The organism is Fodinicurvata sediminis DSM 21159 (assembly GCF_000420625.1).
Classification (GTDB): domain Bacteria; phylum Pseudomonadota; class Alphaproteobacteria; order Kiloniellales; family DSM-21159; genus Fodinicurvata; species Fodinicurvata sediminis.
In genome coordinates, this window is the sequence record NZ_ATVH01000017.1 from 15,805 (window position 1) to 38,773 (window position 22,969).

Below are 22,969 nucleotides of genomic sequence, written 5' to 3' on the forward strand. Positions count from 1 at the left end.
CCGGGGGCGTCAGAATCCGGCCGAGCGTGCGAAGCTTTCCGCAAAGTCGACAAGTGCCCGGTCGCTGCCGCGCGGTCCGATCAGGGACAGGCCCAGGGGGCAACCCTGCCGAGTCGTGACGGGCAGGCTGACCTGCGGCAGGCCGGAGAGATTGGCGTAGCTGGTGAGCGCCATGACATCCAGGCGCTGCCGGAACAGGGTATCGGGGTCGGTGCCCAGCAGCGGGGCGATGTCGGGCGCTGTCGGCAGGACCATCAGGGCATCGCGTCCCAACAGACTGTCCAGCCGCGTACGCACGGTCGCCTTCAATTCGCTGCATCGCGCCAGCTTGTCGCCCATGCCGGCCACTTCTTCGGCCCAGGTCATGCGGGCCTGCAGTTCGGGGCCCAGTGTCGGGTTGCTCTCCCGGATCCAGGGGCCGTAGCTGTCCCAGGCCTCGGCCGCCTGTAAGTGCCGGAAGCAGTCGCTCCAGCTGTCCAGACCGCCCTCCGCCTCGGCCGGGCTGACCGGCTGGCGCTTGCCCAGGCGCATCTCCAGGCGTTCGACGAAGACCTCCAGTCTGGTGTCCACCTCGGCGATCAGGCGGGCAAAGGCCTCGCTGGCATAAAGCAGCCGGTCGAAGGTGAAGTGGCTCTCGTCGTCGCCCAGCAGCACTTCGCCCACCGCGCGGAAGGTTTCGGGATCGCGGGCAAACCAGCCCACCGTGTCGAAGGAAGGCGCCAGCGGGGCCACGCCGTCGATGGGAATGCGTCCATGGGTGGGCCGCAGGCCGTAGAGGCCGCAGTAGGAGGCCGGGATACGTACCGAGCCGCCGGTGTCCGTGCCCAGCGCACTGTCGCAGAGGCCACCGGCCACCGCCGCGGCCGAGCCGCAGGAGGAGCCACCGGTGGAGCGGCCGGGCGCGTTGCTGTTGGCGGCAGCCCCGTAGTGCGGATTCTGACCGCTTAGGCTGTAGGCGAACTCGTCGGTCAGCACCTTGCCTACCATGGCCGCGCCGGCATCCAGCAGGCGTGTGACGCTGGAGGCCGTGGCCTCGGCCGGGCCGTGGGAACGGCGGTAGTCGGGGTTGCCGCAGCCGGTGACATGGCCGGCGACGTCATAGATATCCTTGACCGCGAACTCCAGGCCCGACAGGGGGCCTGGCGCGGAGGGCGGCAGCTTCAGGCGTTCGCCGGGCATGAAGGCGTTCAGGGGATCGCGGCCCGCCGCCTGGCCGTCGTCTTCGAATGTGCTGTCGGGTGTGGGGGTTTCTGTCATATCTCGCGTGCGCCTTCCGTATCTTCCGTATTGTTGGTGCCGTTCCTGTCGGGTTCCTCCCGAGGCGCTTCGTCCAGGCGGGGGATGACGATGTCCCCCTCCTCGTTGATCCGGGGCATGCCATAGCGGGGCAGGATATCCACCAGCCCGGCCATGCTTTCCGACAGGCGTGCCAGCATTTCCTGGATCAGGGTGCGCGCTTCTTCCGGCAGGGCATTCCCGTCTTCTTCCTGAGTGCCTTCCTGTGCGCCTTCGTCCTGTATACTTTCTTCAGGGCTGTCCTGGGCGGCCACGGGTGCGGCCGCCATCAGCAGGGCTGCAAGAAGCAGGGCGGGCAGTCGCAGGGCCGTTGGAATGGGGGTGTGTTTCATCATGGCGCCAAGTCTAGGACAGAGGCTTGGCCGATTCCACTGCCGATACTGTTTGCCGATGATTTGAGCCGGAGATTCAATCGCAGGCCAGAGGTCTCAATCGAAAGCCACGGGCAGGATCGAGAGCACCAGCAGGGTTGCCATGGCGATGTTGAAGATCTGCAGGCGCCGGCCGGTGGCCAGGTAACGGCCCAGGCCCGAGCCCAGCAGGGTCCAGGCCGACACGCAGGGAAAGGCCACCAGGGCAAACAGCGCGGTAATCAGCAGTACCTCGGCAAAGACGCTTTCGCCGCCGCTGGTATAGGCGGCGACGGCCCCGGTGGCCATCATCCAGGCCTTGGGGTTGACCCACTGGAAGGCGGCGGCCTGCAGAAAGGTCAGCGGCGGGCGACGGCTGGTCTCGCCCTGCGTGTGGGTGGTGGCGATGCGCCAGGCCAGCCACAACAGATAGGCGATGCCGGCCCATTTCAGGATGTCGTGCAGGTGCGGAAAGGCGCGGAACAGGCCGCCCAGCCCCAGGCCGACCGCCAGAACCATGAGCGGGAAACCGATGGAAATGCCCAGCATGTGCGGCAGGGTGGCGCGATAGCCATGGTTCACGCCCGAGGCTGTCACCATGATATTGTTGGGACCCGGCGTGATCGTGGCGACAAATGCGAAGGCCGCGATCACCGGGATCAGTTCCGGGGCAGGCAGCAACTCAAGCACGATCGACGGACTCCGAGTATGTCAGCGGGACGGGCCCGAAGAATTGCGCTTGGCTGGCCTGGCGCGTCAAATGCGCTTTGCGGATGGCTGTCCTGCCGCCGGGTCAGCACCGTTGGTGGTGAAATCAGGGGCGGCGAAATCAGGCAGCTTCCGAGCTCTTGTCCTTGGAGCTGTCCTTCGAACGGGTGATATAGGCCATGGCGCAGTGTTCGGCGCAGTAGGGGCGGCCAGGTGCGGCCGGGCTTTCACAGAAGTGGAAATCCGGTTGCGAGGGGTCGCCGATGGGCCACTGGCATTTGCGGTTGGAGGGGGCGGGGCTCTCGGCCTGCTTCGGTTTGCGGCTGACCGGCTGCGGGCGTGGCGCCGGCTTTGGCCGACTGGCGCGCGCTTCGCCCGCTTCGGCAAGCGGTTCGAAGGCTGCAGGGCCCGTGCTGGCCGTTCCCGTGTCGTCCACCCCCCTGTCGTCCACTCCCGTGTTCTCAACTGGCGCCACCTTTGGCTGCGCCTTGGCCTTGGGTTTGGCCAGCGTTTCGGGTTCCGTGCTTGCCTTCGCTTTGGAGGGGGACTTGGCGGCCTGCTTTACGGTGGCGTCCTGTGGCTTGGCCTGGGCCGGCGCCTGATCGATGCTACCGGCCGTCTCTCCACTCTCCTCGGCCCGTGACGGCATGGCCAGGGAGTCACTACGTTTGCGCTGTGGCACGGCGCTGCCGGCCTCCTGCTTGCGGATGGGCGAAGGACGCGCCGCCAGCTTCAGCCGATGGGCCTTGCCCACAACGGCATTCTTGGATATCCCGAGCTGCTTGCCGATGGCAGAGGCGGACTGCCCCTCGTCCCAAAGGCGCGTCAGTTCTTCGATGCGTTCGGGTGTCCAGCTCATCGCCCAATTCCCTATATCTTGCGATTTTCCACAGTCTCCCTACGATATCGTGTAGTGGCCGCTCTGTCGAGTCGGGACTGAGTCCCGCCCTTGTGGATAAGCCGGGATTTTGGCGGCTGGCTGCCATGCCTCTGCCAGATGGTTCGAGGGCCTCCTGCGGAGGCCGCCTCACCATGAGTATTTTAGAGCATTGATTTTAATGCAAAAAGCCCTCGCCTTGAGGTGCTTGCAGGAGCGGACCTCGAAAGGTCTTGGCACAGGCCAGAATATTGGCGCGGCTGAATGGGCATATACATCTAGTTCCAGGTTGCTCGTTGCCTGGATGTGATGCTCTTCCGGCTTTGCATAGGGGTTTCAACGGGCTTCCGAGCTATGCAAAAAGCTGCCGCCTCATTTTGTACTAGGTTGGAGAATCGCCTGGGCCTGTAATACAAAACCCCGCAAAAGCGGGGTTTTGAAAACTCGACACTGGCTTAGAGCTTGCGTTCGCTCGCTTAGCCAGTGGCCCTTGGCAGGGTCTTAGACGCGGATGACATGAGCAGAGCCGCTAACAATTATATATATGTGCTTCTAGAGGTATTTTGTCAAATTTGAAAGGCCAAGCCCGTGAAGGGTGCAGGTCCTTACAGTCTTGAACAGATCATCCGGCAGGCAAGCCATTTGGTATTTGCGCTTTCCAGTGTGATCCTTGCCCAATCGCAGCAGATCGACGCGGTGAAATCCAACAGCATTGACCATGTCACCCTTGATCCAACGATCAGCAGCCCCCCATTCCTTTGGCAATTCGAAGGGAATGTTGATCCGTCTGTGATACGGCATGATCCTCTCCGGTTCAGAGAGACTCAGCGGCACCACAGTACAGAGTTTTGGCCGTGCCTTGATCTTTGGCGTCAGGACCACAGCAAGTCGTCGCTTCATCATTTCGGGTTCCTTGAAGCTGCCTTTGGAATAATCAACGGTTACGACACAGCCCTGTGGCGGATGCTCTCGGATTCCCATCCAGGCAGTTTGTCCGCAGTTGCAGATTCAATCAAGGGTTATGCATGCCTGCAATTTTATAAGGGCATTGTTATCCGTGGAAAAGGCATCTTCCAGCATCCAGCACAGCTGTAGCCAGGTGGACATGCTGCTATGAATTCACCATGGAAGCTGCAGTGGCTTTCCGGGGGGCTTTCTGTTAGGACACGCCAATCGGCGAGATCATAGGAAAAGGCAAGGGTTACATGCGCGCGTTTGACAGCGCCTACATACAGCGCGGATTCCTGATGGGGCTGGTGGCCATGACGCTGCTGGTCACGGCATCGAATATCCTGGTGCAGTACCCCATCAACGACTTCCTGACCTTCGGGGCCTTGACCTATCCGGTCTGTTTCATGGTGACCGATCTCTGCACGCGTGCTTTGGGTGCGCAGAAGGCACGCCGCGTGGTCTTTGCCGGTTTTGCGGTGGCGGTGCTGCTGTCGCTGGGGCTGGCCACACCGCGCATCGCGCTGGCGTCCGGGGCGGCCTTCCTGACGGCGCAGCTGTTGGACGTCTATATCTTCGACCGCCTGCGCCGTGCGGCCTGGTGGCTGGCGCCGCTGACCTCGTCCTTCGTGGCCTCGGCCATCGACACGGCGCTGTTCTTCGCGCTCGCCTTCTGGGGCACGACGATGCCCTGGGTCACCCTGGCGCTGGGCGATTATGCAGTGAAGCTGGCAATCGCGCTGGCTATGCTGGTTCCCTTCCGGGCGCTGATCGCGCTGATCCCCGACCGGCAGGCCCTGCGGTCCTGAGCACGCGGGCGACCCTCGGAAGCGCATCCACACAAATAACTTGTTATTTCAGCCTGTTGCCGGATAATTTGGCGTTCAACAATACAGGCGTTAGACTGCGCGCGCTAAAGGCCCGCAAGAGAACGGGCGTGAAAGACCTGTCACATTCCCTGGGGAGACTTCATGAATCCGTCGATCCTTCTGGTCGATGACGAACCCAATATCGTACTGTCTCTGGAGGTGCTGCTGCGCGGCGCCGGTTATCATGTACGCGTGGCGCCGGATGGCGAGGCGGCGCTGCAGGCCTGCCAAGACCACAGGCCCGATCTGATCATTCTGGACGTCATGCTGCCGCGCCGCGATGGCTACGATGTCTGCCGCCTGCTGCGCGAGAAGGCTGCCTGGCGCGCGGTGCCTATCATCATGCTCACAGCGCGCGGCCGGGACGAGGAGCGCGAGAAGGGGCTGGCCATGGGGGCGGATGCCTATATCACCAAGCCCTTCTCGAACCGCCTTATCCTGGAACAGGTCGAGACCTTGCTGGACAGCGCAACGGTCTGACGACAGGATCGGACAGGTCAGCAGATGGGGGCCATTGGCGGCGGGCATGAAGGAACCAGACAGACAGATGGGGGAGCAGCGCGGGCTGCAGGGCCTGCGTATCACGCCGGCGCGTTCCGTCGCCCTGTTCCTTCTGACCCTTCTGCTGCTCAATCCGCCGCTGTTGCTGGTTTTTGACCAGGCCGTCCAGTTCTTCGGCCTTCCGCTGCTGTTCGTCTATTTCTTCGTCAGCTGGGCTCTGGTCATCCTGCTGATCGGGCTGGGAACACGCCGGGCCCCGGACCTGCCCGCCCTGCAGGAAGGGGGTCCCTATGAAGGGCCTGTGCATGACGGCTCTGTGCCGGTTCCGGACAAGGACCGCGCTGCGCCGGGGCCTGACCATGTGGCCCGTGTGTCCCGGCGGGACGCGGACTGAATGCAGGGCTATGGTGTCATCCTGCTGGTGGCGGTGGGCTATCTGAGCCTGCTGTTCGCGGTCGCCTATTTCGCGGACAAGCGCGCCGAGCAGGGCCGCAGCCTGCTGAACCCCTATATCTACACCTTGTCGATCGCGGTCTTCTGCACCTCCTGGACCTTTTATGGCTCTGTGGGGCAGGCGGCGACCACCGGTTTCAGCTTCCTGCCCACCTACCTGGGGCCGACACTGATGTTCACGCTGTGGTGGGTGCTGCTGCGCAAGATGGTGCGCATCGGCAAGGCCGAGCGCATCACCTCTATCGCCGATTTCATCTCCTCGCGCTATGGCAAGAGCACCGTGACCAGCGGTGCGGTGACGGTGATCGCCGTGGTGGCGATCCTGCCCTATATCGCGCTGCAGCTGAAAGCGGTCTACGGCAGCTTCATCGTCATGCTGCAGGGCGCACAGGATGCCGAACTGCAGATGCCGCTGGATGGCCTGGTCTGGATCGACAATGCGCTCTTGATCACCCTGCTGATGGCCGGCTTTGCCATTCTGTTCGGCACGCGGCACATCGATGCCAGCGAGCATCACGAGGGGATGGTGACAGCGGTCGCCTTCGAGTCCGTGGTCAAGCTGGTGGCTTTCCTGGCGGTCGGCATTTTCGTCACCTTCGGCCTGTTCAACGGCTTCGGCGACCTGTTCAGCCAGGCCCAGGCGGTGCCGGAGATCGCCTCGGTCTTGTCGCTGGACGCCATGGGCACGCCCTTCCAGTGGATCACCCTGATGCTGCTGTCCATGGCGGCGATCATCTGCCTGCCGCGCCAGTTCCAGGTGATGGTGGTGGAGAACGTGGACGAGAGACACCTGAAGAAGGCGGTCTGGTTGTTTCCGCTCTACCTCCTGGCCATCAACCTCTTCGTCATGCCCATCGCGCTGGCCGGCCTGCTGATGTTCCCGGAAGGCGGGGTCAACCCTGACACCTTCGTGCTGGCGGTTCCGCTGGCCGAGGGGCAGACCTTCCTGGCTTTCCTGGCCTTCGTTGGTGGCCTGTCCGCGGCCACGGCCATGATCATCGTCGAGACCGTGGCACTGAGCACCATGATCTGCAACGACCTTGTCATGCCGGTCCTGCTGCGCTGGCGGGCGCTGCGCCTCAACGAACGCGGGGACCTGACGCGCCTGCTGCTGGGCATCCGGCGGGGCAGTATCCTCTTGATCCTGCTGTTGTCCTATCTCTATGTACGCAACCTGGGCGGCTCCTACACCCTGGTGACAATCGGCCTGATTTCCTTCGCTGCCGCCGCGCAGTTCGCCCCGGCCATCGTCGGCGGCCTGTTCTGGAAGGGCGGCACGCGCAACGGTGCGCTGACCGGCCTGATCCTGGGGTTCTTCCTCTGGAGTTACACCCTGCTGCTGCCCTCCTTCGCACGCTCGGGCTGGCTGCCCCTGGAGTTCATCGAGGCCGGTCCCTTCGGGCTGGAGCTTCTGAAGCCCTATGCACTGTTTGGCCTGACCGGGCTGGACGAGCTGACCCATTCCCTGATCTGGAGCATGTTTGGCAACGTTCTGGGCTATGTCGTGGTCTCGGCCTATGACCGACCAGGAGCCCTGGAGCGCATCCAGGCGGTGCGCTTCGTCGATGTCTTCGCCGGGCCCGGGGGCGAGGTAACCTGGCGCGGGACAGCAACCCAGGGCGATCTGCAGGACCTGCTGGGCCGCTTCCTGGGCCCCGCGCAGGCCCAGCGCGTGCTCTCCGAGCCGGGCAGCCGCCGGCCCGGCGTGCCCTCGGCCAATGCCGACGCCGATCCCGCCATGCTGGCACGGGCGGAGCGGGCACTGGCCGGCGTGATCGGCGGCGCGTCGGCGCGCGTGATGGTGGGCAGCATCATGAAGGGCGAGCGGGTCGGCTTCGACGAGGTCATGCAGATCCTGGACGAAACCTCGCATGTCATCTCCTACAGCCGACAGCTGGAGCAGAAGTCTCAGGAGCTGCAGGAGCTGACCGCCGAGCTGCGCGCCGCCAACGAGCGCCTGAAGGAACTGGACCGTCTGAAGGACGACTTTCTGGCCACGGTCAGCCACGAACTGCGCACGCCGCTGACGGCCATTCGTTCCTTTGGCGAGCTGCTGGCCGACAATCCCGACACCGATGCCGAACAGCGCGCGCGCTTCCTGGACATCATCGTCAAGGAGAGCGAGCGTCTGACGCGCCTGATCAACCAGATCCTGGATCTGGCGCGCATGGAGGCCGGCCGCATGGACTGGGAGATGAGCGAGGTGGAACCGCGCGCCGTGGTAATGGACGCCCTGGCGGCAACTGCCGGCCTGTTCGACGAGCGCGAGGTCACCCTTGAGGTGGATGTGCCCGAGGACTTGCCCCTGCTGCGCGTGGACCGGGACCGCCTGATGCAGGTGATCGTCAACCTGCTGTCCAACGCGGTGAAGTTCTGCCGCAGTCCGGAGGGCGAGGTTTCGGTGCAGGCCGTCCATCAGGGGGACAGCGTCGTGGTCTCCATCCGCGACAATGGACCGGGAGTCCCGCTCGAAGATCACGAGCGCATCTTCGAGCGCTTCCTGCAGGCCGGCAGCACGCTGTCCGACAAGCCCAAGGGCACGGGCCTGGGCCTGCCCATCAGCCGGCAGATCATCGAGAGCTTTGGTGGGCACATCTGGGTCGAGAGTGCACCCAGTGAGGGCGCCTGCTTCCGCTTCGCCCTGCCCACAAGCGCGGCCGAGGATGCACGGGAGAACTCGGCGGCGCAGTGAGGTTGCCTTCCGGGCGGTTCTTTCCTCTGAGTGAGGCCGCCTGGAACAGGGATCATGTCGCCTGAAAGAAAAGCTTCACAGTTTCCTCACGGAAACGTGAGTGGGGCGTTATGATAAATCGTTCACTTCAAGTCATCAATCTTTTGCCCGAACGGCGTCTAATCTGACGGCGGGAAAGACTTAAATCCTTCATCAACAGCCAATGACTGGCTCGCAGACAAAGGCGGATCACAGACTGTGCTCCGCTGCTTTCAAGATCGAAGGAGACAGACAATGACCAAGACAATGATTCCCGCCATCGGTTTCGCAATCACCACCGCCCTGGCCATGCCGGCCCTGGCTCAGACCAGCCCCAGCAACGAGGGCTACGCCGGCGGACACGTCCAGGCCCAGACCGCATTTGACACAGCCGAAGTCGTGCCTTCCTTCGATGCCAATGGCACGCAGCTTTCCGGCAACCCGGGCATCGAGGGCTATAGCGGCGAACGCACCCTGAACGCCAATGCAGCTCTCGAGACGCTGACGGTCGATCGTTCGCAGTACGCTTCGAACCCCGACGTCGCCTCTGACGTCATCGAAGCACGCCAGACCCGCGATGATTTTGCCGAGATGGAGCAACGCGTCCGTTACAGCGGCCGCTGAGTCGACCCCGAGCTCAATCATCCCCGAGCCCAATGATCCCCGGGGCCTTCCAGTAAAAATGGCCCCGGGCCTATCCAAACACCCCCGGGTTCATCCAAACACCTAGGAGACAGACAATGACCAAGACAATGATTCCCGCCATCGGTTTCGCCCTGACCACCGCCCTGGCCATGCCGGCCCTGGCTCAGACCAGCCCCAGCAACGAGGGCTACGCCGGCGGACACGTGCAGGCCCAGACCGCTTTCGGAACGGCTGATGTGGTGCCCTCCTTCGATGCCAACGGCACGCAGCTTTCCAACAATCCCAGCATCGAAGGCTATAGCGGAAATGGTACGTTGAATGCCAATGCGGCCCTCGAGACGCTGACGGTCGAAAGTGCACAGTATGCCTCGAATCCCGAAGTCGCTTCGGACGTCATCGAGGCCCGCCAGACCCGCGACGATTTCGCCGAGATGGAGCAGCGCGTCCGTTACAACGGCCGCTGAGCCAAGCCAAAACCCGGGGGCGTCCAACGGGTTCGCCCCCGCGCCTTTTCATTCCCGCACCTTTTCATTTAAGTCCTCCCTCATCCTCGACCGCGCCAGACCCCCTCTGGTGCGGTCTTTTTTTTGTGGAAGGACCTGGAGCGTCAGACGTTCAAGGAGTCAACCCCAGCTGTCTTCAGGATCTCGGCGACCAGCAGGTCCAGGGTGTCTGCAATGGGCAGGCCGTCCGTGTCCGGCAGGTCGATGACCGACAGTTCGGTGCAGGCGATCAGGTAGGCTTGCGCGCCGCGTTGGCGCAGGCCGTCGGTGGCGGCCTGGTAGCCCCGGCGTTCTGTCTCGCCATAGCCCTTCGCCTTGACGGCGCGAATGACCTTCAGCAGCTCTTCCGCCTCCTTGCCCTCAGCATGTAGCGGCGTGAAGCCGGCCGCCTGGAGCCGCTGGTCGAACAGCCCCACCTTGCGCACGGCGGGCGAGGCCAGCAGGGCGACCCTTTGCAGGGGCGGTCGGCTGTTCTGGAGATAGCGCACCGACAGGTCGATCATGTCCAGGAAGGGCAGATCGACAGCCTTGCATACGGCCGGCAGGTACCAGTGGGCCGTGTTGCAGGGCATGGCCAGGAAGTCGGCGCCGGCCTGCTTCAGGCCTTCGGCCATGGAGACCAGCACCGGCGTTGGGTCTTCGCCGGTTCCCTCGATCACATGGGCAATGCGTGAGGGCACCTGGGGATTGTTGTCCACCAGCATGCGGATGTGGTCGGCGTCGTCGCGCGCCGGAGTGGCGGCGACGACGCGGCGCATCAACTCGACGGTGGCCTCCGGCCCCATGCCGCCCAGCAGGCCGAGCGTCTTTCCGGGTCCGGACTGGGAGGGCGCCGTCGTCATGCCTGGTAGCCGGGCAGTCCGTAGATGTCTGGATAGCCGAACAGGGCGACCGCTCCACCGGTGTGCAGGAAGACGACGTTGTCGTTCTTGTCGAAGTGGCCCTTGCCGATCAGGTCCAGCAGGCCGGCGAAACCCTTGCCGGAATAGACCGGGTCCAGAAGGATTCCTTCCTGTTGGGCCAGCAGCTTGACCGCCTCGATCATGCTGTCCGTGGGAATGCCATAGCCTTCACCCACGTAGTCGCAGTTGGCGACCACATCCTCGCGCCGCACCACTCCGTCCAGGCCCAGATGGGTGCAGGTCCGCTCGGCCAGGACGAATACGTTCTCTTCCTGCTTGTCCTTGGGTGCGCGCACGCCGATGCCCAGCACGGGGATCTGGCTGTTCAATGCCTTCAGGCCGGTGACCAGGCCGGCCTGGGTGCCGGCGCTGCCGGTGGCATGCACCAGGTGATCAATGCGCAGGTCCTGATCGACGGCCTGGTGCAACAGTTCCAGGCTGGCGTTGACATAGCCCAATGCACCGACGGGGTTGGAGCCCCCGCCGGGAATGACATAGGGCTTGCGGCCCTGGCCGCGCAGATCTTCGGCCAGCTTTTCCATCTCGGCCTGCATGTCGGCGCCGGCCGGACGTTTGGCGATGCTGGCGCCGTGCAACTGGTCGAGCAGGACGTTGCCGTTGTGAACGTAGTTGGGATCCTCGCTGCCGGTGCGGTTCTCCAGCAGGATGTGGCAGGTCAGGCCCAGCTTCGCGGCCGCCGCCGCGGTTTGGCGCGCATGGTTCGACTGGGTGGCGCCCTGGGTGATCACGGTGTCCGCCCCCTGTTCCAGGGCGTCGGCCATCAGGAATTCCAGCTTGCGGGTCTTGTTGCCGCCGGTGGCCAGGCCCGTGCAGTCATCGCGCTTGATCCAGAGTTTTGGGCCGCCGAGATGCTTCGTCAGGCGCTCCATGGGCTCGAGCGGGGTCGGCAGGTGGCCAAGGCGGACGCGGGGAAAGCGGGCAAGATTCATCGCGGGTCGTCTCCGTTATCGGGCTTTCATCTTATTGAAGGACGGGAAGAAACACTCCCGTCAGGTTTCCGATCGAAAGCTAACATCCCAGCCCGGACAAGACACGTCACTTCCAATCCCGGGAGGGGGCTGAGAGAGATGGCCGGGGCGCAAGGTGGCTGGACCTTGGGCATGGGGTGTGCGACACATCGGGCGCGCCGGCGCGAAGGACACGGCGCAGCGTTTCCGACAGCAGTGAAGGTACAGGCAAGATGGCGAGTTATCAGTACATCTACACGTTACAGGGGCTGAACAAGACCTATCCCGGCGGGCGGCAGGTCCTGAAGGACGTCCATCTTCACTTCCTGCCCGGCGCCAAGATCGGCGTGCTGGGCCTGAACGGCGCCGGCAAGTCCACCCTGCTGCGCATCATGGCGGGCGAGGACACCGAGTACAACGGCGAGGCCTGGGCAGCCAAGGGCGCCAAGGTCGGTTACCTGCGGCAGGAGCCGCGCCTGGACGAGGACAAGGATGTGGCCGGCAACGTCATGCAGGGGCTGGCTGACCTGAAGGCGCTGGTGGACCGCTACAACGAGGTCAGTGCCCTCTTTGCCGAGGAGGATGCCGACTTCGACGCGCTGCTGGCCGAACAGGCCGAGCTGCAGGAGAAGATCGACGCCGCCGACGCCTGGGACTTGGAACGTCGGATCGAGGTGGCCATGGACGCCCTGCGCTGCCCGCCGGGCGATACGCCCGTCACCAACCTGTCTGGGGGCGAGCGGCGTCGTGTGGCGCTCTGTCGTTTGCTGTTGCAGAAGCCAGACGTGCTGCTGCTGGATGAGCCGACCAACCACCTGGACGCCGAGTCCGTGGCCTGGCTGGAGCGTTACCTGGAGGAATACAAGGGCACTGTCGTGGCCGTGACCCACGACCGCTATTTCCTGGACAACGTGGCCGGCTGGATACTGGAGATCGACCGCGGGCAGTGCATCCCCTTCGAGGGCAACTACTCCGGCTGGCTGGAGCAGAAGCGCAAGCGCCTGGCGCAGGAGGCGCGCGAAGAGGCGGCGCGCGAGCGCACTCTGTCGCACGAGATGGAGTGGATCCAGCAGAGCCCCAAGGCGCGCCAGGCCAAGTCCAAGGCACGCATCAACGCCTATGACGAACTGCTGCGCGCCGGCCAGGAGAAGGCGCCCGAGCCGGGCCAGATCACTATCCCCGCCGGACCGCGCCTGGGCGACCTGGTGGTCGAGGCCAACGACCTGCGCAAGGGCTTCGGCAACCACCTGCTGATCGAGGACTTGTCCTTCAAGGTGCCGCCGGGCGCCCTGGTGGGCATCATCGGACCCAACGGCGCCGGCAAGACGACCCTGTTCCGCATGATCACCGGCCAGGAAACGCCCGATGGCGGCGAGCTGCGCGTGGGCGAGACGGTTGAGCTTGGCTACGTGGACCAGAGCCGCGATTCCCTGAACCCCGACAAGACGGTCTGGGAAGAGGTCTCGGACGGCCTGGACATGATCCAGATCGGCAAGAAGCAGACGCCCTCGCGCGCCTATGTGGGCGCCTTCAACTTCAAGGGGCCGGACCAGCAGAAGCGGGTCGGGCAGCTGTCGGGCGGCGAGCGCAACCGCGTGCACCTGGCCAAGATGCTGAAGTCGGGCGCCAACTTCCTGCTGCTCGACGAACCGACCAACGATCTGGATGTGGACACCCTGCGCTCCCTGGAAGAGGCGCTGCTGGAGTTTGCCGGCTGCGCCATGGTCATCAGCCACGATCGCTGGTTCCTGGACCGCATCGCCACCCACATCCTGGCCTTCGAGGGCGACAGCCAGGTGGTCTGGCTGGAGGGCAACTACCAGGACTACGAGGCGGACAGGAAGCGGCGCCTGGGGGCGGAAGCCGACCAGCCGCACCGCATCAAGTACAAGCCACTGGAGCGCTGAAGCCGCACGGCCGTCATGCAGACCGTGCGATCTGCCTTCTGCAGGTTTTTTTGGTTCACTATTCCCGGGTGCGTGCTAGATAGGGGAATTGTCAGTAGATTCGAGTAGAATGTTCCCTTATGTCCACGGTCCAGGACGCGAACCAGATTACAGCGCAACGCCTGCGCGACTTCCACGCACATTGGAAGAACCTCTGCAACGGGGCAGCCGTTGCGGAGCGCAGCGCCTTCGACATCGTCGAGGCGCCGCTTGACCTGGTGGGGCACCTGATCCTGCTGGACGTCCTGGAGGGCGGACAGGATTTCGGCTATCGCCTGGTCGGGACGAAGGTTGCCGAGGAAATCGGTCGGGATTTCACCGGCGAAACGGTCCTGCAATACCATGCCCGCCACGAAAGCCGCGAGGTGATCGACGGTTATGCCGAGATCGTGAAGACCGGCCAGCCCCATCTCTATCAAGGCAACCTCTACGATTTGGGCCGCGACTACGTGACCTATGAACGCCTGGCCGTGCCGCTGACGGACTCGGACGGCCGTATCGCCTTCATCCTGGCCTGTTTCCAGTTCGAGCGGAAAAGCGCTCCTCTGCCCCGATCCACGTAGGGACGCGGTTCCGGGGCGTCATAGCCCGAGCCGAGGTTGCGGGACGGGCAGAAATGCGGGTCTTTCGGGAATAACGTGAAGGACGTGCACCCAGGCTCTGCAGTGCACGTCCCAGTCTGAATCGTAAGCCGACAGTTATTCCGAGATCGCTGCGCCCGTCAGCTTGTCGAGCGCCTGCTCCATGTTCTGCACGGCTTCCAGGTCCTCGTCGATGTCGTAGCGGTCGGCCAGTTCCTCGGCCTCAAGATAGGCCACGCGGGTGTTTCCGGAGCTGTCTTCCCAGGCAAGCACGCGCACGGGCAGGTCCAGCCCCACTTCAGGGTTCTCCTGGATCAACGGCGTTCCCATCTGCGGATTGCCGAAGATCAGGACCTCCATGGGGGCTAGGTCCTCGTCGATGGCCGAGGCGCCGGCGGCGTGGTCGATGCGGGCAAAGACCGTGGCGCCGTTCTCCTCGACGACATCGCTCAGCCGGTCGAGGGTTTCGGTGACGCCGTGAGGGCTGCTCTTGATGACCAGATCGTCATTTTCAGCAAGGGCCGGAGCACTGACGAGGGCCAGACCGCAGGCAAGGGCCAGGGTACGCTTGAGCATTGAGAGAACCTCCCGTTTCATGAATGTCATGTCCAAGAGGTTGGGTTGCGGCGCCTTGAGACAAGAGGTGTCCGCAAAAGCGGCGATTCACGCTTTCGTGAGCGCGTTATCCATCAATGCGAAGAAGCGCTCGAACAGGTAGTGGCTGTCCTGAGGGCCGGGCGAGGCCTCGGGATGGTATTGCACCGAGAAGATCGGCCGGTCCTTGACGCGCAGGCCCTCGTTCGTGCCGTCGAACAGGCTGACGTGGCTGACCTCGACATTGGCCGGCAGGCTGTCGTCCTTGACCACGAAGCCGTGGTTCTGGCTGGTGATCTCCACCTTGCCGGTGGCCAGATCCTTCACGGGATGATTCCCGCCGCGGTGGCCCAGGTGCATCTTCTCGGTCTCGACACCCAGGGCCCGGGCTAGCAGCTGGTGCCCCAGGCAGATGCCGAAGATCGGCAGCTTCGGGTTTTCCATCAGGCGCTGCAGCGTGGGCACGGCGTATGCGCCGGTGGCCGCCGGGTCGCCGGGCCCGTTCGACAGGAAGACCCCGTCCGGCTCGTGGCGCAGGATCTCTTCGGCCGTGGCCTGGGCCGGCACCACCGTGACGCGGCAGCCGAGTGCGGCCAGGCAGCGCAGGATATTGTGCTTGGCGCCGTAGTCCACGGCCACCACGTGATAGCGCGGCTGGGTCATGCGGCCGTAGCCATGATCCAGGGTCCAGGTGGTCTGGTCCCAGCTGTAGGTCTGGCGGCAGGTCACCTCGGCGGCCAGGTCCATGCCTTCCAGCCCCGGCCAGTCGGCGGCCAGTTTCTGCAGGGCCTCCAGGTCGATCTTGCCGTCCGGCGCATGGACGATCACGCCGTGGGGCGCGCCCAGGTCGCGGATGCGCCGGGTCATGGTGCGCGTGTCCACGCCGGTGATGCCGGGCAGGTCCTGGGATTTCAGCCAGGCGTCCAGATGTTGGGCCGCGCGCCAGTTCGAGGGCTCGGTCACCGGTGCGCGCAGGATCAGTCCGCGGGCCGCGGCGGTGGTGGTCTCCACATCCTCGGGGTTGGCGCCCACATTGCCCACGTGCGGAAAGGTGAAGGTGATGATCTGGCCGGCGTAGGAGGGATCGGTCAGCACCTCCTGGTAGCCGGTCATGGAGGTGTTGAAGCAGATCTCGCCCACCTTGTGGGTCGCAGCACCGATGCCCTTGCCCCAGAAAACCGTTCCATCGGCCAGGATGACAGCCGCGGTTGCGCCGTCCGGTCGCTGTCCGGCCCCGGTTGGAAAGGCCTGGGCTGCGGGGCGGCTGGAAGTCTGGCTGTCATTCATGGTCGGTTCGGTCCTGTGTCATGTCGAAACCCGGTGGGGCCGTCCCCATGGGCGAAGTGGCAAAGCGGTTGCGTTGCCCCCCGGCTATACTATATAGGGCCTTTCCCCCTTGAGCGATAGGGATCGGAATGGGACCGATAAGGATCGGGCCGGGGCAGCAGCAAGGGCATTGAGAGGCCAGTGGCCACAAGCTCTCAGGCGCTGTCTTTACGCCACGGACCGGTAAGGGTCAAGCGCCAGGTAGTTGCGAATTTTTCTTTCAATCTCATGTAGTTGAGACGAGATGCCGGTCATCGTGGTCGGTATGAATGCAATGATGCAAGGAGATGCGCGGTCATGTTGCGCGAGGATCTGAACACTGCCTTGAAGGAAGCGATGAAGAGCAAGGACCAGACGACCCTGTCGACGGTGCGTCTGATCCTGGCCGCCCTCAAGGACCGCGATATCCAGGCCCGGACCGAGGGCAACAGCGACGGCCTGAACGAGGACCAGATCCTGGAGATGCTGCAGAAGATGGTGAAGCAGCGCCGGGAGTCCGTGGACTTCTACGAGAAGGGCGGCCGCGGCGATCTGGTCGACAAGGAAAAGGCCGAGATCAAGGTGATCGAGCGCTTTCTGCCCCAGCCCATGAGCGAGGCGGAAATCCAGGCCGCCGTGGATGCGACGATCTCCGAACTGGAGGCCGACAGCGTCAAGGACATGGGCAAGGTCATGGGGGCGCTGAAGCAGCGTCATGCCGGGCGCATGGACTTCACGCGTGCCAGCCAGCTGGTGAAGCAGCAGCTGTCCTGAAGGCCGGAACGTGCGTTCCGGGAACAGCGGTTTTCCACAATCTCCAAGATGCCCGGAATGACTGGCTTTGAGGGCGGTTTTTCGAGACCTTGTCCACAGGATTGCCCACAAGCTGTGTCGTTGGCGGTGGATGAAAGAAGTCGCAGATGGGGCTTCCGCTTGCGCTGCAGGCACCCCATTTCTTTGGGGCGGGTGTTCCCACTGCCCGGATGATGGGGCATAAAGGCTCCTTCTCGACGCAACCGGTGAAACGGGGCCATGGCTTTCGACACGGATTTTCTCGAGCGGCTGCGCGACCATCTGCCTGTTTCCGAGGTGGTGGGCCGGCGCGTGCGCCTGACCCGTCGAGGCCGGGAACACAGCGGCCTCTGCCCCTTTCACAACGAGAAGACACCCTCTTTCACCGTCAATGACGACAAGCAGTTCTATCACTGTTTTGGCTGTGGCGCGCATGGGGACGTCATACGCTTCGTCATGGAAACCGAGGGACTGGAGTTTCGCGAGGCGATCGAGAAACTGGCGCCCCTGGCCGGCCTCGAGGTGCCGCGCACGCGTCCGGAGGACCAAGTCCGCGAGAAGCGGCGTGCGGGCATCCAGGATGTGCTGGAAGAGGCCTGCCGCTGGTTCGCAGCCCAGTTGGCCTCTGCCGAAGGAGGGGACGCGCGCGCCTATCTTCAGGGACGTGGGCTGGAGCCGGCAACGCTGGAGCGCTTCCGCCTGGGCTTCGCGCCCAACCGGCGCGGTGCGCTGCGCCAGGCCCTGAATGCGCGCGGCATGGATGACAGCCTGCTGATCGCCGCCGGCTTGCTGAAGCAGCCCGAGGAGGGTGGTGCGGCGCGCGACTATTTCTTCGACCGAATCATCTTTCCCATTACCGACCGGCGCGGCCGGGTCATTGCTTTCGGCGGTCGAGCCATGGCGCCGGATGCCAAGGCCAAGTACCTGAATTCGCCGGACACCGAGCTGTTCCACAAGGGTCAGGTGCTCTATAACCTGCACCAGGCTCGCCAGGCTGCCCGGGACGGCGCGGACCTGATCGTGGCCGAAGGCTACATGGACGTGATCGCCATGGCCCAGGCCGGTTTTCCCGCCGCAGTGGCCCCGCTGGGCACCGCGCTGACCGAGGCGCAGTTGTCCGAGCTGTGGCGCATGGCGCCGGAGCCTGTGATTTGCCTGGATGGAGACGAGGCGGGCCAGCGTGCGGCCCGGCGTGTGTCGGAACGCGCATTGCCGCTTCTGAAGCCGGGGCACAGCCTGCGCTTCGTGACCCTGCCGCCCGGCGAGGACCCGGACAGCCTGGTGCAGTCGGGCGGGGCGGCTGCCCTGAAGGCGCTGCTGGACCAGGCGAAGCCGCTTGCCGAACTGCTCTGGTCCTTCCAGCTGGCCGGACGAAAGCTGGACACACCCGAACGCCGCGCCGCCCTGCGCCATGATGCACTCAACCAGGTGGATGCCATCCAGGATCCGGCCGTGCGCTCCGCCTATCGCCGCGATGTTTTTGAGCGGCTGGATGCCCTGTTTGCGCCGCAGAGGAACGGCCATGCCGCGCGTGCCGGAAACCGCCCCCGTGGCCAGTGGCAGAAGGGCCGCGGTTCGCACTGGGGGCCGCCGGTGGCGCGCAGCCGGCCCCTGCCGTCGCCACAGGCGGCCTTGCGCCGTCGTCCGGCCCAGGTGTTGCTCGCCCTGGCGCTGGCCTATCCCCAGGCGGCCCTGGCGCGGGCCGAGGAATTGGCCATGGCGGACCTGGGGGCAGCGGATCTGGACGGCCTGCGCCGGGCCCTGCTGGACCTTCTGGCCGAGCCCGTGGACCTTGACTCTTCACAGATTCAGTGCCACCTACGCGAACAGGGTTTTTCCGGGCTTCTCGAAGGGCTTTCGGAGGCCTCTGTCGTATTGCATGAACCTTTCCTGACGGAAGAGGTCTCTTCCGTCGAGGTGCAGCGCAGGATGGAGTACTGGCTGAAACGCACGGGTGAAGCCGTGCGGGGCGCGCAGGAGAGCGAGGAAATCCGGAGACGGGCTCAGCACAGCCTGGCCGAGGACGATGGGGCCAGTGGCAACGGTGTCGAAGGCAAGACGGAAGGGCAATTCGAACGCATGCGAGCGGAGATTTCCGCGGCGGAAGACTCGACGGCGCATCCGCGCATCATAAATCGCTTTGAAAAGAAGGACTCGGATGACTGACAGGGGCGGCCCGTGTCCGGGCCGGTATAGCCGCCTGTATGGTTTCCTGGTGAGGGTGTAAATGGCGACCAAGACGAAGGAAAACAGCGAAGATACGGAAGCCACCGAGGAAGGCGGCGAAGGCGCCCTCGGCGACAAGGTCACGGCGGCCGTCAAACGCATGCTGGCGCGCGCGAAGGAGCGCGGCTATGTCACCTATGACGAGCTGAACCAGATCCTGCCGCCCGACCAGGTGTCCTCGGAGCAGATCGAGGACGTCATGGCCACGCTGTCCGAAAGCGGAATCAGCGTGATCGAGGACGAGGAAAGCGAGGAAGCCGAGCCCAAGGCCGTCGAGGAAAGCGAGGAAGGCGAGGCCGCCAGCGGCAACATCAACGATGCCGACGCGGCGCGCACCGACGATCCCGTACGCATGTACCTGCGCGAGATGGGCTCCGTCGAGCTGTTGAGCCGCGAGGGCGAGATTGCCATTGCCAAGCGGATCGAGGCCGGCCGCGAGAAGATGATCGGCGGCATCTGCGAAAGTCCGCTGACCATCCGGGCCCTGATCTCCTGGCGCGACGCGCTGGTCGAGGGCGATATCCTGCTGCGCGACATCATCGACCTGGATGCCACCTATGGCGCCGATCCCGGTGCGGCCGAGGCCGGCGACCCGCAGGCCGAAGCGGCGCTGGAGACGGTGGCCAAGGCCGAAGAGACGGTGCAGGAGCCGGCGCCTGAGGTGTCCAAGACGGACGAGGAGTCCAAGGCGGGCGAGGAGGCCAAGACGGGCGAGGAGGCCAAGACGGGCGAGGGCGAGGCCCAGAAGGACGCCCCCAAGAAGAAGGCCGCCGAGGACGGCGAGGAGTCCGAAGACGAGACCAGTGAAGGCGAGTCCGAGGAAGAGGACGAGGAGGAAGAGGAAAGCTCCATCTCGCTTTCCGCCATGGAACAGCAGCTCTTCCCGCAGGTGCTGGAGACCCTTGATTCCATCTCGGACACCTTCGTCAAGCTGTCGCGTGCCCAGGAAGAGCGCCTGAAGTACATGCAGGCCGGCGAGGCCGTGCCCGCCAAGGCCGAGAAGCGCTATACCCAGCTGCGCCATCAGCTGGTCGAGCACATGGAGAAGGTGCATTTCAACAATGCCCGGATCGAGCAGCTGGTCGAGAACCTATATGAGCACAACAAGAAGCTGGTGACGCTGGAAGGGCGTCTGCTGCGCCTGGCCGAGAAGAACAAGGTCGATCGCGGCGACTTCCTGAAGCAGTACTACGGTCACGAGCTGGACCCGAACTGGCTGTCCCGCGTGTCCGAGATCAACAAGAACTGGAAGAAGTTTGCCGAGCGCGAGGCCGACGAGGTGGCCCAGCTGCGCGAGCAGATCGGTGACATCTCGGCCGAAGTCGGCCTGCCGGTCAGCGAATTTCGCCGCATCGTCACCACGGTGAAGCAGGGCGAGAAGGAAGCCACCAAGGCCAAGACCGAGATGGTCGAGGCGAACCTGCGCCTGGTGATCTCGATCGCCAAGAAGTACACCAACCGCGGGCTGCAGTTCCTGGACCTGATCCAGGAGGGGAACATCGGCCTGATGAAGGCGGTGGACAAGTTCGAGTACCGGCGCGGCTACAAGTTCTCGACCTATGCCACCTGGTGGATCCGCCAGGCGATCACGCGCTCCATCGCCGACCAGGCGCGCACCATCCGCATCCCGGTGCACATGATAGAGACCATCAACAAGCTGGTGCGCACCAGCCGGCAGATGCTGCACGAGATCGGCCGCGAGCCGACGCCGGAGGAGCTGGCCGAACGCCTGGTGATGCCGCTGGACAAGGTGCGCAAGGTGCTCAAGATCGCCAAGGAGCCGGTTTCCCTGGAGACACCGATCGGCGACGAGGAGGACAGCTACCTGGGCGATTTCATTGAGGACAAGAACGCCATCATCCCGGTGGATTCGGCGGTGCAGTCGAACCTGCGCGAGACCACGACGCGGGTGCTCTCCAGCCTGACCCCGCGTGAAGAGCGCGTGCTGCGCATGCGCTTCGGCATCGGCATGAACACCGACCACACGCTGGAGGAGGTGGGCCAGCAGTTCTCGGTGACCCGCGAGCGCATCCGTCAGATCGAGGCCAAGGCCTTGCGCAAGCTGAAGCACCCCAGCCGCAGCCGCAAGCTGCGCTCCTTCCTGGATACCTGATCAACAAATCGGCCGCCCTGGACCCCGGGGCGGCCGGAAATCTCTTGAACCCTCTGGCGGAAACGGCAAAATGCCGCTCCCACGGGCCCGTAGTTCAGTGGTCAGAACGCGCCGCTCATAACGGTGTTGTCGCAGGTTCGAATCCTGCCGGGCCCACCACTCCACTTAGGGTCCGTTCTTGTCGGAGTACTCCGCGCCCAAACCTGAAAAGGGTTCGTCAAGGAAGAGTATCTCGGGCTCGGTTGCCAGGGCGCGTCCTATATCCAACAGCCTCATCTCGCCTTGCGTGAGTTCGTCGACATAGGTCCGCTCTTTCCCGGTAAGTGAAAGGGTGTCCATTATGCTGCGGTTGCTGTCTTCCATCTCAGCTTGGGTGCTGAATTTTTCGCGTGCGCGTTTGCAGCATCTGGACACTTGAAGCGTTTCCATGACCGTCATGTCATAATAGGGCTTCATCACCTGGAAGGTTCTGGCCGCACCAAGATTGACGATATCGTAGGGCTTCATGTTGCGAATGTTCCGGCCCTGGAAATTGATCTCTCCGGCATCGGCATTGAGGAAACCTGTCAGTATGTTGAACAGGGTTGTCTTGCCGGCGCCATTCGGGCCGATAATTCCAAACATCTCGCCATGGTGAACATCGAAGCTGCAGTCTTTCGTTGCGACGAGCCCGCCAAAGCGCTTTTCAAGATTCTTTACACTGAGAATGGGGCTATCCATCACTCTCTCCCGAGTACAAGACGGCGAACCATGGGCGAGGACTTAATCCACCTGGAATTCCCGATTCCCTTTGGATTGATGTAAATGAGCAGGACAAGCGTGCCCATATAGATGATGATCCTGTAGTGTTCCCAGATCCGTAACCACTGATCGAACCAGGCCAGAAGGGCGGCAACCAGGAGGGGTCCGACCAGTGTGCCGGCGCCGCCTATTGTCGCCATGAGAACGATCATGACCGAGAGGGATGCAGAGGCCATTTCGGGCGTGACCTGCATGTTGGTGTGCGCCTGCACACCGCCGGCAATGCCGGCGAAGAAGGCACTGACAGCAAAGCCGATGACTTTATAGTAGGAGGTATTGATCCCGGAGGCCTGGGCCGCTTCCTCGTTATGCCGGGTCGTTCTCAGGATAAGGCCATAGTGCGAGCGTGCGAACGCAGTCAGGAGCACGATGGACACCAGGAAGATGACGGCGGTGATCTGCAGATCGCCCTCGACGGTCAAGGTAAAGGTATCGAGGCCGGTGATTCCTTCGTCTCCGCCCGTGATGGGGCGCATGATATACAGCATTTTGTAGAACACTGCTGAGAAGGCGATTGTCGAGAGGGCAAAATAAGGCCCCCGCAACCTCAATGTCAGCGCGCCTATGACCGCACCGACGGCGGCAACGCACAAGGCGGAGAGGGGAATCGAAAACCAGAGGGGAAGGTCAAATGACCTGTTCATGATGGCGGATGAATAACCCGCCCCGCCTATGAAAAGGGCATGTCCGAAATTGGGCTGGTCGGTGAAGCCACTGAGTATATCCCAGCTGGCGGCAAAGAGGGCGAACAGCAGGGACAATACCATTAGCTCCATGAAGTAGAAATCTGACGTGAAATAAGGAGCCAGGAAAGTGAATGCGAAAAATGCATACACCAGTGGTGAAAGTCCGGTTATTGTGTTTATAAGATGCTTAATCAT

Annotated in this window: 22 protein-coding genes and 1 tRNA gene; 12 read left to right on the forward strand and 11 right to left on the reverse strand. The window is 63.6% G+C overall.

Annotated features, from left to right (window positions below):
* Positions 1–9 precede the first annotated feature (9 nt).
* From G502_RS0114090 to G502_RS22065, 5 genes are all read right to left on the reverse strand, one after another.
* A complete protein-coding gene (locus G502_RS0114090) occupies positions 10–1,257 on the reverse strand; it encodes an amidase (protein ID WP_022729322.1) in 1,248 nt (415 codons plus the stop codon).
* On the reverse strand, positions 1,254–1,631 hold the full coding sequence (locus G502_RS0114095; protein WP_022729323.1) for a hypothetical protein: 378 nt from the start codon (positions 1,629–1,631) through the stop codon (positions 1,254–1,256). Before G502_RS0114095 ends, G502_RS0114090 begins: the two co-directional genes overlap by 4 nt.
* 93 nt (positions 1,632–1,724) lie before the next feature.
* Positions 1,725–2,336: a LysE family translocator gene (locus G502_RS0114100; protein WP_022729324.1), complete on the reverse strand. Its 612-nt coding sequence runs from the start codon at positions 2,334–2,336 to the stop codon at positions 1,725–1,727.
* 139 nt (positions 2,337–2,475) lie between these two features.
* The gene (locus G502_RS21590; protein WP_022729325.1) at positions 2,476–3,213 is read right to left on the reverse strand and encodes a GcrA family cell cycle regulator; all 738 of its coding nucleotides are present in this window, start codon (positions 3,211–3,213) and stop codon (positions 2,476–2,478) included.
* Between the two features lie 570 nt (positions 3,214–3,783).
* Positions 3,784–4,212, reverse strand: coding sequence for a type II toxin-antitoxin system PemK/MazF family toxin (locus G502_RS22065; RefSeq protein WP_022729326.1), 429 nt, complete (start codon positions 4,210–4,212; stop codon positions 3,784–3,786).
* Positions 4,213–4,436: 224 nt separating this feature from the next.
* On the opposite strand from G502_RS22065, the gene G502_RS0114115 reads away from it, so the two are divergent.
* The 6 genes from G502_RS0114115 to G502_RS0114140 all read left to right on the forward strand — a co-directional run bounded on the left by G502_RS0114115 (position 4,437) and on the right by G502_RS0114140 (position 9,821).
* Positions 4,437–4,988 (forward strand): queuosine precursor transporter, encoded by a 552-nt coding sequence (locus tag G502_RS0114115; protein WP_022729327.1) that lies wholly within the window; start codon positions 4,437–4,439, stop codon positions 4,986–4,988.
* 162 nt (positions 4,989–5,150) lie between these two features.
* Positions 5,151–5,528, forward strand: a complete 378-nt coding sequence (locus G502_RS0114120; protein ID WP_022729328.1) for a response regulator transcription factor — start codon at positions 5,151–5,153, stop codon at positions 5,526–5,528.
* Positions 5,529–5,574: 46 nt separating this feature from the next.
* Entirely contained in the window at positions 5,575–5,943 is a 369-nt protein-coding gene (locus G502_RS22550) for a hypothetical protein (RefSeq protein WP_211217843.1), read from the forward strand.
* On the forward strand, positions 5,944–8,694 hold the full coding sequence (locus tag G502_RS0114130) for a sensor histidine kinase (RefSeq protein ID WP_022729330.1): 2,751 nt from the start codon (positions 5,944–5,946) through the stop codon (positions 8,692–8,694).
* 273 nt (positions 8,695–8,967) lie between these two features.
* Positions 8,968–9,336, forward strand: a complete 369-nt coding sequence (locus tag G502_RS0114135; protein ID WP_022729331.1) for a hypothetical protein — start codon at positions 8,968–8,970, stop codon at positions 9,334–9,336.
* Positions 9,337–9,452: 116 nt separating this feature from the next.
* Complete coding sequence (locus tag G502_RS0114140; protein WP_022729332.1) at positions 9,453–9,821, forward strand: hypothetical protein; 369 nt, start codon at positions 9,453–9,455, stop codon at positions 9,819–9,821.
* Between the two features lie 143 nt (positions 9,822–9,964).
* On the opposite strand, the gene cuyB is transcribed toward G502_RS0114140, so the two are convergent.
* Both cuyB and cuyA read right to left on the reverse strand, forming a co-directional pair.
* Positions 9,965–10,702 carry a cysteate racemase gene (gene cuyB, locus G502_RS0114145; protein ID WP_022729333.1) on the reverse strand — a complete coding sequence of 246 codons (738 nt, stop codon included), beginning with the start codon at positions 10,700–10,702 and terminating at the stop codon, positions 9,965–9,967.
* Positions 10,699–11,712, reverse strand: a complete 1,014-nt coding sequence (gene cuyA, locus G502_RS0114150) for a D-cysteate sulfo-lyase (protein WP_022729334.1) — start codon at positions 11,710–11,712, stop codon at positions 10,699–10,701. The genes cuyB and cuyA overlap by 4 nt, the downstream gene beginning before the upstream one ends.
* Positions 11,713–11,963: 251 nt before the next feature.
* Between cuyA and ettA the strand changes: the two genes are divergently transcribed.
* A complete protein-coding gene (gene ettA / locus G502_RS0114155) occupies positions 11,964–13,637 on the forward strand; it encodes an energy-dependent translational throttle protein EttA (RefSeq protein WP_022729335.1) in 1,674 nt (557 codons plus the stop codon).
* 119 nt (positions 13,638–13,756) lie between these two features.
* Positions 13,757–14,239: a PAS domain-containing protein gene (locus G502_RS0114160; RefSeq protein ID WP_022729336.1), complete on the forward strand. Its 483-nt coding sequence runs from the start codon at positions 13,757–13,759 to the stop codon at positions 14,237–14,239.
* Between the two features lie 135 nt (positions 14,240–14,374).
* On the opposite strand, the gene G502_RS0114165 is transcribed toward G502_RS0114160, so the two are convergent.
* Together G502_RS0114165 and carA are read right to left on the reverse strand one after the other, a co-directional pair.
* Positions 14,375–14,833, reverse strand: a complete 459-nt coding sequence (locus G502_RS0114165) for a DUF302 domain-containing protein (RefSeq protein WP_026989509.1) — start codon at positions 14,831–14,833, stop codon at positions 14,375–14,377.
* Between the two features lie 87 nt (positions 14,834–14,920).
* On the reverse strand, positions 14,921–16,138 hold the full coding sequence (gene carA / locus G502_RS20365) for a glutamine-hydrolyzing carbamoyl-phosphate synthase small subunit (RefSeq protein ID WP_022729338.1): 1,218 nt from the start codon (positions 16,136–16,138) through the stop codon (positions 14,921–14,923).
* Positions 16,139–16,474: 336 nt separating this feature from the next.
* On the opposite strand from carA, the gene G502_RS0114175 reads away from it, so the two are divergent.
* The 4 genes from G502_RS0114175 to G502_RS0114190 all read left to right on the forward strand — a co-directional run bounded on the left by G502_RS0114175 (position 16,475) and on the right by G502_RS0114190 (position 21,446).
* Positions 16,475–16,930: a GatB/YqeY domain-containing protein gene (locus G502_RS0114175; RefSeq protein WP_022729339.1), complete on the forward strand. Its 456-nt coding sequence runs from the start codon at positions 16,475–16,477 to the stop codon at positions 16,928–16,930.
* Between the two features lie 258 nt (positions 16,931–17,188).
* Positions 17,189–19,114 (forward strand): DNA primase, encoded by a 1,926-nt coding sequence (gene dnaG, locus G502_RS20370; RefSeq protein WP_022729340.1) that lies wholly within the window; start codon positions 17,189–17,191, stop codon positions 19,112–19,114.
* 61 nt (positions 19,115–19,175) lie between these two features.
* Positions 19,176–21,287 carry an RNA polymerase sigma factor RpoD gene (gene rpoD / locus G502_RS0114185; protein ID WP_022729341.1) on the forward strand — a complete coding sequence of 704 codons (2,112 nt, stop codon included), beginning with the start codon at positions 19,176–19,178 and terminating at the stop codon, positions 21,285–21,287.
* An 83-nt stretch (positions 21,288–21,370) separates the two neighbouring features.
* A tRNA-Ile gene (locus tag G502_RS0114190) sits at positions 21,371–21,446 on the forward strand.
* Between the two features lie 6 nt (positions 21,447–21,452).
* On the opposite strand, the gene G502_RS20375 is transcribed toward G502_RS0114190, so the two are convergent.
* On the reverse strand, positions 21,453–22,007 hold the full coding sequence (locus tag G502_RS20375; protein WP_022729342.1) for an ABC transporter ATP-binding protein: 555 nt from the start codon (positions 22,005–22,007) through the stop codon (positions 21,453–21,455).
* Positions 22,007–22,864 carry a branched-chain amino acid ABC transporter permease gene (locus tag G502_RS20380; RefSeq protein ID WP_162140986.1) on the reverse strand — a complete coding sequence of 286 codons (858 nt, stop codon included), beginning with the start codon at positions 22,862–22,864 and terminating at the stop codon, positions 22,007–22,009. Before G502_RS20380 ends, G502_RS20375 begins: the two co-directional genes overlap by 1 nt.
* Between the last annotated feature and the right edge of the window lie 105 nt (positions 22,865–22,969).

Excerpts from the sequence above, each read along its gene's own strand:
- G502_RS0114090 (WP_022729322.1), bottom strand. The coding sequence starts at position 1,257 with ATGACAGAAACCCCCACACCCGACAGCACATTCGAAGACGACGGCCAG.
- G502_RS0114095 (WP_022729323.1), bottom strand. The coding sequence starts at position 1,631 with ATGATGAAACACACCCCCATTCCAACGGCCCTGCGACTGCCCGCCCTG.
- G502_RS21590 (WP_022729325.1), bottom strand. The coding sequence starts at position 3,213 with ATGAGCTGGACACCCGAACGCATCGAAGAACTGACGCGCCTTTGGGAC.
- G502_RS22065 (WP_022729326.1), bottom strand. The coding sequence starts at position 4,212 with ATGGGAATCCGAGAGCATCCGCCACAGGGCTGTGTCGTAACCGTTGAT.
- G502_RS0114115 (WP_022729327.1), top strand. The coding sequence starts at position 4,437 with ATGCGCGCGTTTGACAGCGCCTACATACAGCGCGGATTCCTGATGGGG.
- G502_RS0114120 (WP_022729328.1), top strand. The coding sequence starts at position 5,151 with ATGAATCCGTCGATCCTTCTGGTCGATGACGAACCCAATATCGTACTG.
- G502_RS22550 (WP_211217843.1), top strand. The coding sequence starts at position 5,575 with ATGAAGGAACCAGACAGACAGATGGGGGAGCAGCGCGGGCTGCAGGGC.
- G502_RS0114130 (WP_022729330.1), top strand. The coding sequence starts at position 5,944 with ATGCAGGGCTATGGTGTCATCCTGCTGGTGGCGGTGGGCTATCTGAGC.
- G502_RS0114135 (WP_022729331.1), top strand. The coding sequence starts at position 8,968 with ATGACCAAGACAATGATTCCCGCCATCGGTTTCGCAATCACCACCGCC.
- G502_RS0114140 (WP_022729332.1), top strand. The coding sequence starts at position 9,453 with ATGACCAAGACAATGATTCCCGCCATCGGTTTCGCCCTGACCACCGCC.
- cuyB (WP_022729333.1), bottom strand. The coding sequence starts at position 10,702 with ATGACGACGGCGCCCTCCCAGTCCGGACCCGGAAAGACGCTCGGCCTG.
- cuyA (WP_022729334.1), bottom strand. The coding sequence starts at position 11,712 with ATGAATCTTGCCCGCTTTCCCCGCGTCCGCCTTGGCCACCTGCCGACC.
- ettA (WP_022729335.1), top strand. The coding sequence starts at position 11,964 with ATGGCGAGTTATCAGTACATCTACACGTTACAGGGGCTGAACAAGACC.
- G502_RS0114160 (WP_022729336.1), top strand. The coding sequence starts at position 13,757 with ATGTCCACGGTCCAGGACGCGAACCAGATTACAGCGCAACGCCTGCGC.
- G502_RS0114165 (WP_026989509.1), bottom strand. The coding sequence starts at position 14,833 with ATGCTCAAGCGTACCCTGGCCCTTGCCTGCGGTCTGGCCCTCGTCAGT.
- carA (WP_022729338.1), bottom strand. The coding sequence starts at position 16,138 with ATGAATGACAGCCAGACTTCCAGCCGCCCCGCAGCCCAGGCCTTTCCA.
- G502_RS0114175 (WP_022729339.1), top strand. The coding sequence starts at position 16,475 with ATGTTGCGCGAGGATCTGAACACTGCCTTGAAGGAAGCGATGAAGAGC.
- dnaG (WP_022729340.1), top strand. The coding sequence starts at position 17,189 with ATGGCTTTCGACACGGATTTTCTCGAGCGGCTGCGCGACCATCTGCCT.
- rpoD (WP_022729341.1), top strand. The coding sequence starts at position 19,176 with ATGGCGACCAAGACGAAGGAAAACAGCGAAGATACGGAAGCCACCGAG.
- G502_RS20375 (WP_022729342.1), bottom strand. The coding sequence starts at position 22,007 with ATGGATAGCCCCATTCTCAGTGTAAAGAATCTTGAAAAGCGCTTTGGC.
- G502_RS20380 (WP_162140986.1), bottom strand. The coding sequence starts at position 22,864 with ATGGAGCTAATGGTATTGTCCCTGCTGTTCGCCCTCTTTGCCGCCAGC.